This window comes from Bacteroides acidifaciens, assembly GCF_024623065.1.
In the GTDB taxonomy this organism is placed as follows: Bacteria; Bacteroidota; Bacteroidia; order Bacteroidales; family Bacteroidaceae; genus Bacteroides; species Bacteroides acidifaciens.
In genome coordinates, this window is sequence record NZ_JANJZR010000060.1 from 1 (window position 1) to 16,468 (window position 16,468).

The 16,468-nt window shown below is 41.2% G+C and carries 14 protein-coding genes; 4 read left to right on the top strand and 10 right to left on the bottom strand.

The window, feature by feature from the left end; translation table 11 throughout:
* Window positions 1-83: 83 nt before the first annotated feature.
* The 6 genes from NSB03_RS14975 to aroQ all read right to left on the bottom strand — a co-directional run bounded on the left by NSB03_RS14975 (window position 84) and on the right by aroQ (window position 4,922).
* Window positions 84-635, bottom strand: coding sequence for an RNA polymerase sigma factor (locus NSB03_RS14975; RefSeq protein ID WP_024987976.1), 552 nt, complete (start codon window positions 633-635; stop codon window positions 84-86).
* 137 nt (window positions 636-772) lie between these two features.
* The gene (locus tag NSB03_RS14980) at window positions 773-1,999 is read right to left on the bottom strand and encodes an FtsX-like permease family protein (protein ID WP_242358477.1); all 1,227 of its coding nucleotides are present in this window, start codon (window positions 1,997-1,999) and stop codon (window positions 773-775) included.
* Between the two features lie 17 nt (window positions 2,000-2,016).
* Window positions 2,017-2,349, bottom strand: a complete 333-nt coding sequence (gene rbfA, locus NSB03_RS14985) for a 30S ribosome-binding factor RbfA (RefSeq protein ID WP_024987975.1) — start codon at window positions 2,347-2,349, stop codon at window positions 2,017-2,019.
* Between the two features lie 12 nt (window positions 2,350-2,361).
* Window positions 2,362-3,000, bottom strand: a complete 639-nt coding sequence (locus tag NSB03_RS14990; RefSeq protein ID WP_024987974.1) for an O-methyltransferase — start codon at window positions 2,998-3,000, stop codon at window positions 2,362-2,364.
* A gap of 12 nt (window positions 3,001-3,012) precedes the next feature.
* Entirely contained in the window at window positions 3,013-4,470 is a 1,458-nt protein-coding gene (pyk, locus tag NSB03_RS14995; RefSeq protein WP_024987973.1) for a pyruvate kinase, read from the bottom strand.
* 29 nt (window positions 4,471-4,499) lie between these two features.
* On the bottom strand, window positions 4,500-4,922 hold the full coding sequence (aroQ, locus tag NSB03_RS15000; RefSeq protein WP_024987972.1) for a type II 3-dehydroquinate dehydratase: 423 nt from the start codon (window positions 4,920-4,922) through the stop codon (window positions 4,500-4,502).
* 72 nt (window positions 4,923-4,994) lie between these two features.
* Here aroQ and xerD point away from each other — a divergent pair, with 72 nt between their 5' ends.
* From xerD to NSB03_RS15020, 4 genes are all read left to right on the top strand, one after another.
* A complete protein-coding gene (xerD, locus tag NSB03_RS15005) occupies window positions 4,995-5,954 on the top strand; it encodes a site-specific tyrosine recombinase XerD (RefSeq protein WP_024987971.1) in 960 nt (319 codons plus the stop codon).
* A gap of 136 nt (window positions 5,955-6,090) precedes the next feature.
* On the top strand, window positions 6,091-7,785 hold the full coding sequence (locus NSB03_RS15010) for a tetratricopeptide repeat protein (RefSeq protein WP_257466480.1): 1,695 nt from the start codon (window positions 6,091-6,093) through the stop codon (window positions 7,783-7,785).
* Between the two features lie 125 nt (window positions 7,786-7,910).
* The gene (locus NSB03_RS15015; protein ID WP_024987970.1) at window positions 7,911-8,984 is read left to right on the top strand and encodes a DUF4369 domain-containing protein; all 1,074 of its coding nucleotides are present in this window, start codon (window positions 7,911-7,913) and stop codon (window positions 8,982-8,984) included.
* Between the two features lie 13 nt (window positions 8,985-8,997).
* A complete protein-coding gene (locus NSB03_RS15020) occupies window positions 8,998-10,536 on the top strand; it encodes a YifB family Mg chelatase-like AAA ATPase (RefSeq protein WP_024987969.1) in 1,539 nt (512 codons plus the stop codon).
* Window positions 10,537-11,068: 532 nt separating this feature from the next.
* Here the strand turns inward: NSB03_RS15020 and NSB03_RS15025 are convergent.
* The 4 genes from NSB03_RS15025 to NSB03_RS15040 all read right to left on the bottom strand — a co-directional run bounded on the left by NSB03_RS15025 (window position 11,069) and on the right by NSB03_RS15040 (window position 16,463).
* Entirely contained in the window at window positions 11,069-13,612 is a 2,544-nt protein-coding gene (locus NSB03_RS15025; protein WP_135038893.1) for a glycoside hydrolase family 31 protein, read from the bottom strand.
* Between the two features lie 84 nt (window positions 13,613-13,696).
* Window positions 13,697-14,758: a family 43 glycosylhydrolase gene (locus NSB03_RS15030; protein ID WP_136014610.1), complete on the bottom strand. Its 1,062-nt coding sequence runs from the start codon at window positions 14,756-14,758 to the stop codon at window positions 13,697-13,699.
* A 34-nt stretch (window positions 14,759-14,792) separates the two neighbouring features.
* Entirely contained in the window at window positions 14,793-15,296 is a 504-nt protein-coding gene (locus NSB03_RS15035) for a hypothetical protein (RefSeq protein WP_024987967.1), read from the bottom strand.
* Between the two features lie 24 nt (window positions 15,297-15,320).
* The gene (locus tag NSB03_RS15040) at window positions 15,321-16,463 is read right to left on the bottom strand and encodes a SusE domain-containing protein (RefSeq protein ID WP_257466481.1); all 1,143 of its coding nucleotides are present in this window, start codon (window positions 16,461-16,463) and stop codon (window positions 15,321-15,323) included.
* Between the last annotated feature and the right edge of the window lie 5 nt (window positions 16,464-16,468).

Genomic DNA, 16,468 nt, shown 5'->3' on the forward strand with positions numbered 1-16,468 from the left:
GAGACTATGTGACGAATAAAAACAGGTCGGTAAAGCCTATCTAACATAATCTCAGGAAAATTTAAACAGGCTCTAAGAAGAAATTATAACCTTCGAGAACGAATATTGAGATTCTCAGCAATTTTTTCTAAAGCAAAAGCTATATGATTATTGATAGTTTTCACAGATATATCTAATAATTTAGCAATCTCTTTATAAGGTAGTCCCTCGATCTTCGCCAAGAAAAAGACATGCTTACATTTAGGTGGTAGCTGTTGGATAGCATTGTTTATTTTCTCCATCTCCTCTTTACTAATCATCGCCTCGTCAGGCGACTGAATAGGAGCAAATATAAAATCCCCTATACCGTCAAGCGATAATTCGGTTTTTCCCGTTTCCTTCCTCAAATAAGAAATAGCTTTCCGATAAGTAATCGTCTGTATCCAGGCATTCATATTTTCTATACCACCCAAAGTTTTTCTGTTTTTCCAAACCTCATAGAAAACATCACTTACAACCTCCTCGGCCGGCTCCTTTTGACCAATCAAAGCAAAAACATAATGATATAGACGTGAAGAATAACGTTCCATAAAACGGCAAAAAGCCGCCTCATCACCATTTATAATTCTGTCTATGTCATTACTTTCAGATTTCACGGAAGTGTTTTACAGATTATTTCTAATTAACAAAATTGGGTCAAATATAGCAGTATATTAGGAAATACAAAAATAAATATCAAATTAAAAGTTATCAATTACAGAAAAGTTTCTACAATAAATACTATAATACCCGATTACAAGAGTCGCTTACTCAAATAGCGTACCGGATACCAGACAGAAAGGAAGCCAACAGCCAAAACTGTTACAAAGACAAGCACTATATCCCAAGCATGAACACTAACCGGATAGGCGTCCACTACAAAAGTCCCACCACCTCCACCAAGCGATATTACCCCAAACCTCTGCTGAATAAAGCAAAGGGTCAGTCCTAAAACAATGCCGGTGACAGCACCCAAAAGAGAAATAAGCCGACCTTCAAATAGAAAGATACGGGAAATAAGTTTGTCATCAGCTCCAAGGCTACGTAAAGTCACAACATCCTCTTTCTTATCCAAAATCAACATGGAAAGAGAACCGATTACATTGAAACAGGCAATCATTAAGATGAAGGTGAGGAATAAGTAGGAAATCAGTTTCTCTATCTCCATAATACGAAAGACGTCCGCTTGTTGCTGATAGCGGTTCTGAACAACGAAAGCATCCCCCAGTATTTTTTCTATTTTAGCTTGTACGGATGAAACATTTGCATCGGACTTTAGTTTCAGTTCCATAGCGGAGACTTCTGTTGTATAGTCCAGCAGTTGACGGAGGAAATCAAGAGAAGTCAGAATATATTTCCCGTCGTATTCCTGTTGGTTTACTACAAATACAACGCCGGGAGAATAGAGGTAATCCTGATTGAAGGAAGCACCGGGATTCGCCATATTCACTTTGGCATTTCGTTTGGGAAGATATACTTGAAGAGGATCTACGAATTGCAGTCCCGTACCTAAGGTTGCTACCAATTCGACTCCCATTATCCCATAATTTACAATCGAATCATGGAGAAGGAATTCACCGGCACCATAGAGGATGCTATCAATGGAAGTCAATTCTTCAAAATTATCCTCTACCCCCTTCAATACAACCATAGCCTGACGGTCTTTATATTGTACCATCGCATTTTCTTCAAGCGTTTCCGTAAAGACATCAATTTCGGGAAGCGCACAGACCGCACGAATCCGTTCGTCCTGCCCATCAAAGACTTTCCCTTCGCGGACAGTAATTTTCAGTTGCGGATCGAATGCCGTAAAGAAACTAGCTACCATATCCTGGAATCCATTAAAAACGGAAAGTGTACAGACCAATGCAAGTGTAGCAAGAGCTACTCCGCACACAGAAATGCCGGATATGACATTAATAGCATTATGCTTCTTTTTCGAGAAAAGATAACGCTTGGCTATATAAAAAGGAAAATTCACCTCTGCTATGAGTTATCTTACTTCAGCAATGAATCAATCTTCTCGATATAATCCAATGAATCATCTACGAAGAATTTCAGTTCGGGAATAATACGTAATTGATGACGTACACGAGTACCCAATTCATAACGGATGGACTTCATATTGTCATTGATATTCTTCACCATTTCTTCCGCTTTTTCCGACGGAAAGACACTGAGATACACACGGGCAATACTCATATCGGGACTGATACGCACTGTGCTAACCGATACCAACATACCCGGCATCGCTTTTGTCTGAAGCAGGAATATCTCACTCAGCTCTTTTTGCAACAGACGAGAGATCTTATTCTGTCTTGTTGTTTCCATAAATCTACTCTTTTATTTTTTTCTTATAATTGTTAACCCATCACGCAAGGGTAATATCACTTTCTCCACTCGTTTATCTTCTGCAACAAGATCATTGAAAGCCTTTATTCCAATTGTCTGGGCATCGTTGCTACGAGGCTGTTCCAACACATGACCATCCCAAAGCGTGTTATCGGCAATGATATACCCACCTTCAGAAAGATGTGCCAGCGTCATCTCGTAATATTCAATATACTTGCGTTTATCACCATCGATAAAAGCCATATCAAAGATAACACCTAAGTTTGGAACAAGTTCTAAAGCATCACCTATATAAAAACGAATTTTATCGGCAAACGGTGATTTCTCCAGCCACGGACGAGTAAAGTCCTCTTGTTCATCATTTATCTCGAACGTATGCAACATTCCACCTTCCGGCAAACCTTCTGCCAGGCAAAGAGCGGAATATCCGCTATACGTTCCGATCTCCAATATCTGACGAGGCTGAATCATTTCTACAAACATCTTCAGCAACCGTCCTTGCAAATGCCCGGAAGCCATACGAGGACGAAGGAGCTTTACATGCGTATCCCGGTAAAGTGACTTTAAATAGTCACTTTCGGGATCAATATGTTGCAGAATATATTCGTCAATAGATTCAGTCTCTTGCATAAAATCCAGCTTTTACAGATAACGGTTATTATTAGGCAATACAGTTTCATCCGCATGTTTCAATGCGTCCTCTACCACATTGATTTCCAAGAATGAAGTCTTTGTACCCGCTTTACCACTACTCAAATATCCTACCATGTCAGTTGGCTGCAGGCGTCCTTCTTTCAACAATCGGCGCAATGCAGCGAAATAATATTCCTGGCCGTTTGCCAATTCCGGCATATAGATAGCTTCCACTCCGTAAGAAAGAGCCAGATGACGCATCGTTTTTTCCTTATAGCAGATAGCCAACACCGGGTATTTTCCACGGAAAGCAGCCAGATTACGGGCAGTACGCCCACTATAACTGTCAGTTATGATAGCACGTATTTTTAGCTTAGAAGTAGCTTTTACCGCTTGTTTAGCAAGGAATGCCGTGACATCATTACTATTCTCATCCAATGGAATACGGATGTCATTATCAGCAAGTTTATCTTTCTCCGCTTGTGCCGCAATCTTGGTCATTGTTTTCACCGCATCCACCGGATACTTACCATAAGCAGTTTCCCCACTCAACATCAAAGCATCTGTACGATAGTAGATTGCATTGGCAATATCAGTCACTTCCGCACGAGTCGGACGAGGATTATGTATCATTGTATGAAGCATTTGAGTGGCAACAATCACCGGCTTCTTGGCAAGGATACATTTCCGAATCAGTACACGCTGGATTCCCGGGATACGTTCTTGTGGAACTTCGATACCCAAATCACCACGGGCAACCATAACGCCATCGGCCACTTCCAAAATTTCATCAATATTATCCACCCCTTCCTGATTCTCTATCTTAGCAATAATCTTGATATCACTATTGTGAGCATCCAGAATTTCACGGATATCGAGTACATCCTGACGGTTACGCACAAAAGAATGAGCAATAAAATCGATATCCTTCTCGATAGCATAGAGGATATTATTACGGTCTTTCTCCGTCAATGAAGGAAGATTGATACGAACACCCGGCACATTCACGCTTTTGCGGCTGCCCAAAGTTGCTTCGTTCTTCACTTCACAAAGCAGATAATCAGCAGTCTTGTCAATAACTTCCAGTTCAAGGTCGCCGTCATCAATCAGAATTGTGCCGCCAATATTCAAGTCATGCACGAAATTAGCATATGAAACGGCGATACACTCACGAGTGGTTTCAAGTTCAGGATTGCCGACAATCTTCACTTTCTCACCTATTTTATATGGAATCGGTTCAGCATTAGCTGTCGTACGAACCTCCGGTCCCTTTGTATCCATCAGAATTGCAATACGATTGGATACAGTACGCACATTTGCAATCAAAGCTTCAAAGCCTTCACGGCTGGCATGCGCAGTATTCATACGCACCACATTCATTCCAGCTTCAAACAATTGTTTTATAAAATCCACATCGCAACGCCTATCCGAAATGGAAGCCACAATTTTAGTCTGTTTCAATAACATATTCTTTTTACCTATTTATATATTATACCTTATTTATTCTCCAACAACGCTTCCAAAGCCAAACGATACGAGTTCAGCCCGAAACCACAAATCACTCCCTTGCAAGCACAAGCAATCATAGAAACATGCCGGAAAGCCTCCCGGCTATGCACATTAGAAATATGCACCTCTATCACCGGAGCCTTCACCGAACGAATGGCATCCTGCAATGCAATAGAGGTATGCGTATATGCCCCGGCATTCAGAATAATACCATCTACATCAAACCCTGCCTGCTGAATGCAGTCTATCATTTCACCCTCTATGTTTGATTGAAAATAGTCGATCTCCACGTCAGCGTATCTTTTGCGAAGTTCAGCCAGATAATCTTCAAATGTAACGCTTCCGTAAATGGAAGGTTCACGCTTACCCAGCAGATTAATATTCGGACCATTAATAATTTGTATCTTCATCACGCAATCCTGTTTTTTTATACCTTTGTATCCAAAGAACAATATTTCAAGGTGCAAAGGTAGAAAAAAGAAATGGAAATCAACGAAAAAAAGCAGAAGAAGGAACAACGGGATGTGATAATCAGGAAGTACCAACAGTATCTCAAACTGGAAAAGTCCCTATCCCCCAACACGCTGGATGCCTATCTCACAGATTTAGACAAATTGATGAGTTTTCTAACGCTAGAAGAGATAGACGTTCTGGACGTATGCCTCGCTGACCTTCAGCGTTTTGCAGCCGGGCTGCATGACATCGGCATCCACCCCCGCTCACAAGCCCGCATCTTATCGGGAATCAAATCATTCTTCCGTTTTCTCATCATGGCAGAGTATCTGGAAGCAGACCCCAGCGAACTATTGGAAGGTCCTAAAATAGGTTTCAAACTTCCTGAAGTACTGACTGTGGAAGAAATTGACCGGATCATCTCCACCGTTGACCGCAGCAAAACCGAAGGGCAACGCAACAGGGCTATTCTGGAAACACTATACAGTTGCGGACTCCGCGTTTCTGAACTTGTCAACCTCAAATTGTCCGATCTTTATTTCGACGAAGGCTTCATCAAAGTAGAAGGGAAGGGAAGCAAGCAACGCCTTGTCCCCATCTCCCCGCGGGCAATTAACGAAATAAGACTTTACATCACAGACCGTAATCAGATTGAAGTGAAAAAAGGGCATGAGGATTTCGTTTTCGTCAGTCAGCGGAGAGGCAAAGGACTTTCCCGGATTATGATCTTTCATATGATAAAAGAATTAGCGCAAAAGGCTGGCATTACCAAAAACATCAGCCCACACACTTTCCGACACTCCTTTGCCACTCATTTATTGGAAGGTGGCGCCAATTTGCGCGCCATCCAATGCATGCTCGGGCATGAGTCTATCGCAACTACCGAAATTTATACGCACATCGACCGTAATATGCTTCGCAGTGAGATTATTGAGCATCACCCCCGAAATATCAAGTATCGGAAAGAAAAAGAGTCATTATTTCATTAAATTATGATAAAATCGGCCCCCTATCTATATATTTATATTAAGAATTAATATCTTTGCGTTACTTTTTCCGTGCTGAACAGAAAGAGATTAGCGAATAGGCGAAATTTCAATTACAAACATTTAATTTATACCTAAAATGACTAAGAAGTTGTACTTGCCTTTACTCATGGCAATGATTGTTGCATTATTCTCTTCTTGCAACAAAAAAATGGGTCCACTGTCAGCTGATTACTTCACTGTTACTCCGCAAGTGCTGGAAGCAGTAGGTGGTAAAGTTCCTGCTACCATCAATGGTAAATTCCCTGAAAAGTATTTCAACAAGAAAGCTGTTGTAGAAGTTACTCCAGTTTTGAAATGGAACGGCGGCGAAGCTAAAGGCCAGCCTGCTACTTTCCAAGGCGAAAAAGTAGAAGGTAACAACCAGTCTATCTCTTACAAGATGGGTGGCAGCTACACTATGAAGACTTCTTTCGACTATGTTCCGGAAATGGCCAAGTCTGAATTGTTCCTCGAATTTAAAGCTACTATCGGTAAGAAAGTGATTACTATTCCTGCTGTAAAAATAGCTGATGGTGTAATCTCTACTTCTGAATTGGTGAACAATACATTAGGTAACGCAAACCCTGCATTGGGCGAAGACGCTTTCCAACGTATCATCAAAGAAAAGCACGATGCCAACATCATGTTCTTGATCCAACAGGCTAACATCCGTTCCAGCGAGTTGAAAACTGCCAAAGAATTCAACAAAGAAGTTGCTAACGTAAACGAAGCTGCCAACAAGAAGATCAGCAACATCGAAGTGTCTTCATATGCTTCTCCTGATGGTGGTGTAAGCTTGAATACAACTCTTGCTGAAAACCGCGAAAGCAACACAACCAAGATGTTGAACAAAGACCTGAAGAAAGCAAAAATCGACGTTCCGGTTGACGCTAAATATACTGCACAGGACTGGGAAGGTTTCCAAGAACTGGTCTCTAAATCTAACATCCAAGACAAAGAGTTGATTCTCCGCGTATTGTCAATGTATCAGGATCCTGCACAGAGAGAACAGGAAATCAAAAACATTTCTTCTGTTTACAAGACTTTGGCTGACGAAATCCTTCCTCAGTTACGTCGTTCTCGTCTGACTTTGAACTACGAAATCATCGGTAAGTCTGACGAAGAAATCGCTAAATTGGCTTCTTCCAATCCTTCAGAATTGAATATCGAAGAGTTGCTGTACGCTGCTACACTGACTAATGAGCCTGCTAAGCAAGAAGCTATCTATGCTCAAGCAACAAAACAATTCCCGAACGATTATCGTGCTTACAACAACCTGGGTAAATTAGCTTATCAGGCTGGTAATTATGACAAAGCAGAATCTTACTTCAAGAAAGCAGCCAGTGTTAACGCTACTCCTGAGGTTAACATGAACTTAGGTTTGATCGCTTTGATGAAGGGTGACAAAGCTGCAGCAGAAGCATCATTCGGCAAAGCTGCCGGAACTAAAGAACTTGGCGAATCTATGGGTAACCTGTACATCTCTCAAGGTCAATATGAAAGAGCAGTCAATTCATTCGGTGACTCTAAGACTAACAGTGCTGCTTTGGCTCAGATCCTTGCCAAGGACTACAACAAGGCTAAAAACACTTTGGCTAACGTAGAAAGACCGGATGCTTATACTGACTACTTGATGGCTGTTTTGGGCGCTAGAACTAACAACTCTTCTATGGTAATAAGCAGCTTGAAGAGCGCAGTTGCTAAAGACTCTTCATTAGCTAAGAAAGCTGCTACTGACCTGGAATTTGCAAAATACTTCACAAATGCAGATTTCATGAACATCGCTAAATAATAGAATTACCACTCTATTTTAAATATAAAGAATTGCCTGTCATTATAGCCTGTCATTATAAATGACGGGCAATTCTTTTTTTTTATCCGTAAAAGCCGTACTTTCGCAGAAAAGAAATCAAAACAATGAAAAAGAACTGCATTTTAATCCTTATAGCCATCTGTTTATTCGGTTGTGGAAAGACCGTCCAAAAAGAGGTGAGCATAACCGGAGAAATCAAAGGATTGGGTACAGATACGCTTTATCTATATGGAATGGACGAAATATGCGACCGTATAGATACTATTTTTGTGAAAGACGACAAGTTCTCTTACTCCAGCCCAATAGATACCATTACGTCTGCTTTTCTTCTCATTAGAAATCAGACAGAATACCCCATATTCCTTGACAAAGGAAATAAAATCAAGATTAAAGGAGACATCAGCAACCCCGAAGCTCTGACTATCGACGGGAATAAATACAATCAAGAATTTACAGTTTTCCAGAAAGAACTAAATGAACTGGATACTCTGTCTGAACAAGTATTAGAACAAAAAGCGGAGGAATTTATAAAACAGCATCATTCTTCTTTTGTCAGCCTCTATCTTTTAGACAAATATTTTGTCCAAAAGGACTCCCCCGATTTCAATAAGATAAAGAAACTGATTGAAGTCATGGCAGGGATATTGCAAGATAAACTTTATATCGAACGACTAAACGAAAGCATCTCACAAGCGGAAAAAACGGAAATTGGCAAATATGCACCGTTCTTCAGCCTTCCCAACGTAAAAGGAGTAAAGATAACCCGTTCATCCGAAGATTTCAAAAAGAAAAATCTGCTAATTAACTTTTGGGCTTCCTGGAATGACAGTGTTTCCAACTACCGCAGTAACAGCGAGCTAAAAGAACTCTATAAAAAATATAAGAAGAATAAGTATATAGGCATGCTTGGCATTTCATTCGACGTAAACAAGGAACAATGGAAGGATGCCATCAAACAGGATACATTGGATTGGGAACAAGTATGTGATTTCGGCGGACTTAACTCAGAAACAGCTAAACAATACTCCGTCCAACAGATACCTGCTAATATTCTTTTATCGGCAGATGGCAAGATTCTGGCTAAGAACCTCCATGGAGAAGAGTTGAAAAAGAAAATCGAGGAAGTCGTTTTCGCGGCAGAGGAAAAAGACAAGAAAGACAGTAAAAAGAAAAAATAACCAGTAACCAAACGTGTTAATAAAAGTATTTGGAGCGGCTGTTCAAGGTATTGATGCAACACTCATCACAATCGAAGTAAACAGCTCACGTGGCTGTATGTTCTATCTCGTCGGACTTCCGGATTCTGCGGTCAAGGAAAGCCATCAACGTATCATTTCCGCACTTCAAGTCAATGGTTACAAGATGCCAACCAGCAACCTGGTAGTCAACATGGCACCGGCAGATATCCGTAAAGAAGGTTCAGCCTACGACTTGCCGCTTGCCATCGGTCTGCTGGGCGCAAATGAAACAATATCCGCTGAAAAATTCCCCCGCTACCTGTTAATGGGCGAACTAAGTCTTGACGGAAGCATACAACCCATCAAAGGAGCACTTCCTATCGCCATCAAAGCTCGTGAAGATGGATTTGAAGGATTAATCATCCCGCAACAAAATGCACGGGAAGCTGCTGTCGTCAATCAGTTGAAAGTTTATGGAGTCAGCAATATCAAAGAAGTTATTGAATTCTTCAATGACGAGCGCGAGTTAGAACCGACCATCGTCAATACACGGGAAGAATTCTATGCCCAACAAAGCAACTTTGAATTTGATTTCGCTGATGTAAAAGGGCAGGAGAATGTAAAAAGGGCATTGGAAGTAGCCGCAGCCGGCGGACATAATATAATTATGGTGGGTGCCCCGGGCAGTGGAAAATCAATGATGGCCAAACGGTTGCCATCTATTCTTCCACCACTTTCTTTAGGAGAAAGTCTCGAAACGACCAAAATACACTCTGTAGCCGGAAAATTGAACCGGAACTCTTCATTAATAACCCAACGCCCGTTCCAATCTCCCCACCATACAATCTCGCAATCAGCAATGGTGGGAGGGGGAAGTTTTCCTCAACCGGGAGAAATAAGCCTAGCTCATAACGGCATTTTATTTCTAGACGAACTCCCTGAATTTTCAAAAAATGTACTTGAAGTTCTACGTCAGCCACTGGAAGACAGACGAATCACCATCTCACGTGTAAAAAGCAGTGTAGACTATCCTGCCAGTTTCACATTGGTAGCTTCGATGAATCCTTGCCCTTGTGGATATTACAATCACCCCACGAAGGCTTGTGTATGTAGCCCCGGACAGGTACAAAAATACTTAAATAAGATTTCCGGGCCTTTGCTCGACAGGATTGATATTCAGATTGAAATCATCCCAGTCCCTTTTGATAAAATTTCCGACCAACGAAGAGGAGAGTCCAGCGCATCCATCCGCGAACGGGTCATTAAAGCCCGGCAGATACAGGAGAAGCGTTATACTGGATGCTCTGGCATCTATTGCAATGCACAGATGAACAGCAAACTACTATCACTATATGCCCGCCCGGATGACAAGGGACTTGCCTTACTGAAGAATGCAATGGAACGGCTCAATCTCTCTGCTCGCGCATACGACCGAATACTAAAGGTGGCACGGACTATTGCAGATTTAGAGGAAAGCGAACAAATACTTCCCTCCCATTTGGCAGAAGCCATAAGTTATCGGAATCTGGACAGGGAGAACTGGGCAGGATAGAGAGCCTCCTTCCGCTCCATCCTGTAAAAGTAAGATACTACACCATTTGTGTACTATAATTACCTCAAACTCGAGAGATACCACACAAGGGGAAACGTTCTCTTAAAAATATTTACAGTTTAGTACACAAACGTATGGTACATTTATAATAAACTTTTGAGCAGTTTATTATAAACGGTATCCAAATTTATTATAAACTCTCAAATTGTAAATTCGGCCTTTATCGTCCATCTTTTACAACAGAAAAGGCTGCGAATCCCATAAAATTCGCAGCCTTAGCCTATATCAGATACTCCATCTTTTGGTATATCCTAAGAAGAGAGAGGAGAATTGTCACTATATTATACTACTTCTATATTCATTTTTATCTAATTTTTCATTTATTATCAGGTAGAAATCCATTTCCTTGAACTACAAAGATACAACATTAAAATGCATTTGTCAAGTGCTTGACAGGTTTCAGCTCGAAAAACAAAAGAGGAAAGTGCCCGAAAAGGATTTCCCCTTCATTATTCCCCGTTCATCTATACTCTTATTTCCAGCAAATAGACTGCAAGAACCACGCCTTATTATCATCGTTCAACCCTTGGTGTTTCAGAACTTCCGGAAAATCATTATAACTTTTCCAAAAATCGGAAACCAAAGAAGATATTTTTTCTGGTGCATAAGTTACCGCCTCTCTAAGGCTTCCCATCTTACCAAATTCTTCTTTAAAGCAAATATATGAATCACGATATTTCAACTGCTCCATCGATTTGGCAACTCGTCTCGATGCACCCAATAAACCGTTCATATCAGCCGTTTCCACAGGATAAACTATTTTAATGACCTTTTCCTGTTCGCAAGACAAAACCGGCAAATCAACAAAAAGGGCAAACTCTTCACCCAAGTATTCGTATTTTGCAGGTTGTCCGTTCACTGTAACAGATTGTGGAACAAGTGATGAAAGCACCTTCACTTTAAATGAACGCGAAACAGGCATATTTTTATATTGTCCTTCACGCTTGCCGATAACAATTGTTTGTTCCTGTCCCTGGCAGGAAGCTGCCAGTTTAGTCACAGCATATTCTGACGCATAATTCTTATCGTTTCCATTATCCTCGTAGAAACTAAAGGAAGACGTCCCATTTCCACCGGGAAATACGGTAATTACAACTTCTTCGTCATTGCCATTCAAGTTCATCACTTTGCTTGTGTACATTGGCAATACAGCGCCTGCTTTTACATAAATCGGATATTCGTCGATAGCAAAAGGACGCTCTACAATCTGACCGCCTTTCAGCAAAGTACCGGTATGCAGTTCATACCACTCCCCTTCGGGCAACCATGCACGCACCTGTACATAACCATCCTTTGCCGGAGCCGTAGCGGGAGCAACCAAAACATCATCTCCAAACATATATTCACTGCGGAATTCATAAGCTTCTTTACTTTCCGGATAGTCATAGTACATCGGCCGGCAAAGTGACAACCCTTCATCATACCCTTTACGAGCCATTGTGTAAATATACGGAGCCATCTCATAACGCTGCCGGATTGTCCTACGAAGAATATCACAATACTCTTTGTTAAACACCCACGGTTCCTTATTCAAACCGGCACTTTTTTGAGAATGTGTACGCATAATCGGGCTTAAGGCTCCGAATTGCAACCAACGAGTGTACATTTCTGGATCTATACTTTCACCGATATGTCCTCCTAAGTCATGACTCCAATAACCATATAATACATTGGAAGCTGTCGAGTTGAAGTAAGGCTGAAAATCTAATGATTTCCATGAAACAACTGCATCACCGGAAAAACCAACTTGATAGCGGTGATTTCCCAAACCTCCCCAGCGATGGTACAACATCGGACGCGTATCCCTGTTCTTTTCCATTTGGCTGAAGAATGCGTAATTGATCCACCAAGTATTACTCAAATTCTTCACTTTCGGGTCATATATCCCTTGCTGCCAATCCAACCACCAAAAGTCAACACCATCTTTCTCCATTGGCGTCAATACATTCTTAAACATATTTTTAATAAACTTCTTATCTGAATTTATCCATGAAATAGTCTGTTTGGACTGAGGATCGACTCCCATATCTCTTGCTAATCCAAGATATTTTTCTTCATAAGAAGCTACTCCATCCGCCGGATGTAAGTTAAGGGTGATTTTCACATCATTCTGTTTCAAGTATCCCAAAAACTCCTTTGGATTCGGGAATAAATCACGGTTCCATGTCCAACCGGTCCAACCACCTTTTCCTTGTTCTGTATAATGCCAGTCCATATCTACCACCAATACATCCAAAGGAATCTGATACGTATGGAAATTATCAATCAGATTACGGAACTCCCTGTCAGAATATAACCAATAGCGTGACCACCAATAACCAAACGCATACCGGGGAGGTAATGGTACTTTTCCCGCAAAGAGGGTATAATCTTTCAAAGCAGCTTTATAGTCATGTCCATATGCCATGAAATACCAATCCTGTCCGCCATTAGCCGGACGCTCTTTCACCCAATCCCAATCCTTATCATCATCAAACAGAAGCCCTTGTGAATCATCAATGAACGTCCAGCCATCTGTAGCCAGCAGGCCATCTTCCAGTTTCAGTTTGTCACCCTTCTTTGTATCAGCCACCCAAGTCTGTGTCTGCGTATCACCGTCCATGCCATCCAATGTACGATAAGTACCTTTCAAGTTACCCTTCTGTTGCATACCAGGTTTCCAGGAAAAAGGCAGCATTTCTTTAGCAGCGGTGATGATTAAGTTCTTATCTGTAAACTGTCCACTGTTTTTCTTATAACGCATCTTCATCTTAGAAGTCGTTATTTCAACCCATCCTCCTCTTGTTTTTAACTTGTAATCTACTTGAGGATACAGACGATTGATAGCGATATGAGACTTGCTATCTACAAATTTCCCATCCGGAGCATATTCCAAGCGGAGCGCTCCGTCGGAGATGACTGTGAACCTCACGTTATCATCCGTATATGCGATATTCCGTTGTGTATTTTGTGCTTGCAATACAAATAGAAAACTTTGTAAAATACAGAGCAAACCCAGCAGTAATTTCTTTTTCATAACATTTTTAAAACCTATAAATTTAAAATTCGAGAACAAAATCAGGATAATTGCAGCTATATAGTTACAATTATCCTATACCAATTACTTATTATTCTTGAAAACAGGCGCTTCCGCCTTTACAACCGGACCGTCCCCTACGAGATAAGGCCATCCGTTGTCATCCCAATACACTCTATCAAGCAAGACTACGCGACCCAAAGATGGATCGGAAGTGCGGTAAGCGTGATAGATTATCCAATCTTTACCTTCATCATCTTGTACTATTTCAGCATTGTGTCCTGTACCTAGGAATGCATCATTCTTATGTATCAACACCTCATGTTTGTTATCGTTCATCTTTTCGCCTGCCTTATTTACATAAGGACCGAAAAGATTTGTAGAACGGCATACTACCGTCTGATAAGTACTATTCGCACCTTCACAACAAGTACCGGTAGAGCAGAATAAGTAATAATAATCGCCTCTTTTCAATATATATGATCCCTCGTAAGCATTGGTGTTTCCGGTATTGGCAGCAACTTGTATTTTTGTTGCTTTCGCATTCTCTATTCCACCTTTCAGCGAAAGACCATCCTCGCTCAGTTCAACTCCCCAAATGCCATACCAACTTCCCCAAAATAGATACTTCTTGCCGTTATCTTCGATATAGAAAGGGTCGATACTGTTGTGCACGCCAATTTCATTGCTCCGGAATAACTTACCTTGATCAGTAAACGGTCCTTCCGGTTTATCCGAAACGGAAACTCCAATACCACAAGTTTCTCCACCGCCCCATTTGGACAAAGAGTAGTACATTACATATTTACCATCAATATAGTTGATATCCGGTGCCCAAATACCAGCATCCGGCTCCCATGACGGTTTTTTATCATCCTCATAAGCACCATTTACATAAGTCCAATGTACCAGGTCCTTGGACTTATGTATCCAGGTATTACCTCCCGTAGCGTACAGATAGAAATATCCATCCTCTGCCTTTATCACTGTCGGGTCCGGATTGTCGGAGTCTATAACCGGATTTGAATACCACACTTTGTCTACCAACGGCGTTTGCACCGTTTCACCTTTCTGCTTGTCGCTATTACCGCACCCCCAAGTGAATAGGGAAATCATTCCAAGCGCAATTATATTTTGCATATACATAAGTTTTGAGTTTTTCTTGTTAATTGTTACTATTCTATTCCAAATCTAGCTTTAACTCCACACCGGGACCCAATATAATATCGATCTTAGAGGTCTTTGATGCCTTAGCTGCTTCGGAAGTGATTGGTGCACCGTCTGCCTGAAACGCTTCTAATGTAATGCTCAGTTGAGCTTCCTTTCCATCCAATCCAAAAGTTCTCATATATTCCATTATCTGCCGATTGGTAAAAAGCAGTTCACGCACTCCGTCATAAGTCAATATACTCTTATCCTCTATTTCCAGCGTTTCGGCCGTTCCTTCATAATTCAAAGTTATGACATATTTCGATGCCGTATCCATATCCAGCCAACGGTAGACGAAGGCAACTCCATCAATATTCTCCTGCACAATTTGTACATAGTAATTTTCTGACTCTACTTCCACTCTCGGTACACGCGGCTGCGGCTCACCCGCACTTTCTACGTCACCGCAGGCTCCCAACATAACTATATTGGCAAGCAAATAGATTATAATAAACAGTTTTTTCATGATTTTCATATTTTAATAAACTCATTATGAAGATTACTCGGCAGGGGCGAGATATATCTTCATCTGGTCAAGGTCTACTGTCAAGGTATATTTACCATCTGATGCAACGCTCCATTTCAAGTCGCCACCATTGTCCTGATATCTTGCTTCCCCAAGTTCATGTTCTACAGCCGGATTAGCTGCCGCATGAGGAGCAAAGAAAAATTTACCACCCCAGTCAAGTTCCACTGAAAGTTTGAATTCATTGCTACCATCATTATAATAGAAATTACCAGTATAGGTCCAAAGCTCCGGATGGCGTGGGTCCTTACTTTGTAGAGCTCCTTTCTCTTTAGCAACTCCCAAATCCCAACCTACCTCGCAGGAATTACCGACAATCCAAATACCATCCTTCGGCAAAGGATACAAACTGACTATGTTAACATCAAATACGTTCAGATCAACCACCATTGTATATGTACCGCTCTTCGCATTCTCCAGCATCTCATAATCACCTTCTTCCGTTACATACTGCAAAGAGTTATCTCCATTTTCGCCTTTCATGTAACATGGATAATCCGATTCCGCACTAAGCGCAAAGAAGTACTTGCATGGTTTCAACTCTGTTTGTGATTGGTAGATTCCCGAACCGACAACTTTTTCCGTCATTCTCCGAACCGTTCTTTCTCCGGCATCATCTACCATTACCATATAAATCGCAGTAGCATTCTTATCATACCCGACCACATCCAATTGTGTTTTCGACAATTCCGGTTTCAAATACTGAGCAGACGAATTCACTTGAGCGATTACCTCTGCCTCAATAGTAACTTTATCTCCGGGAAGTATGCTCCAAGAAGCCAAAATATCATTCAGCTCATTATGCGTGAAGCTAATAGAGCGTTCTCCAGCTTCAATTTCAAACAAGCTAGTGACATTGGAGTGTAAGTCCGCCATATACATTCTAAAGAAGTAAGCAATACTGGCGTCAGCACCACGCTGTGCTGCAGCGTTCCACGTAAAAGTAACCGCAGTCTCGTTCTCCTTCTCTTTCTCCAAAGTAAGGTCAGCAGAAGAAGTCTTTAATAGCATCTGGTCTGCAGGTGTTTCCAGTGTGTAGTACTCCGGATCTTTATTACAACTCGCTACTATCGATGCCAGAAAGAGCAAGCATATTAATTTCATTATCTTATTCATAATCA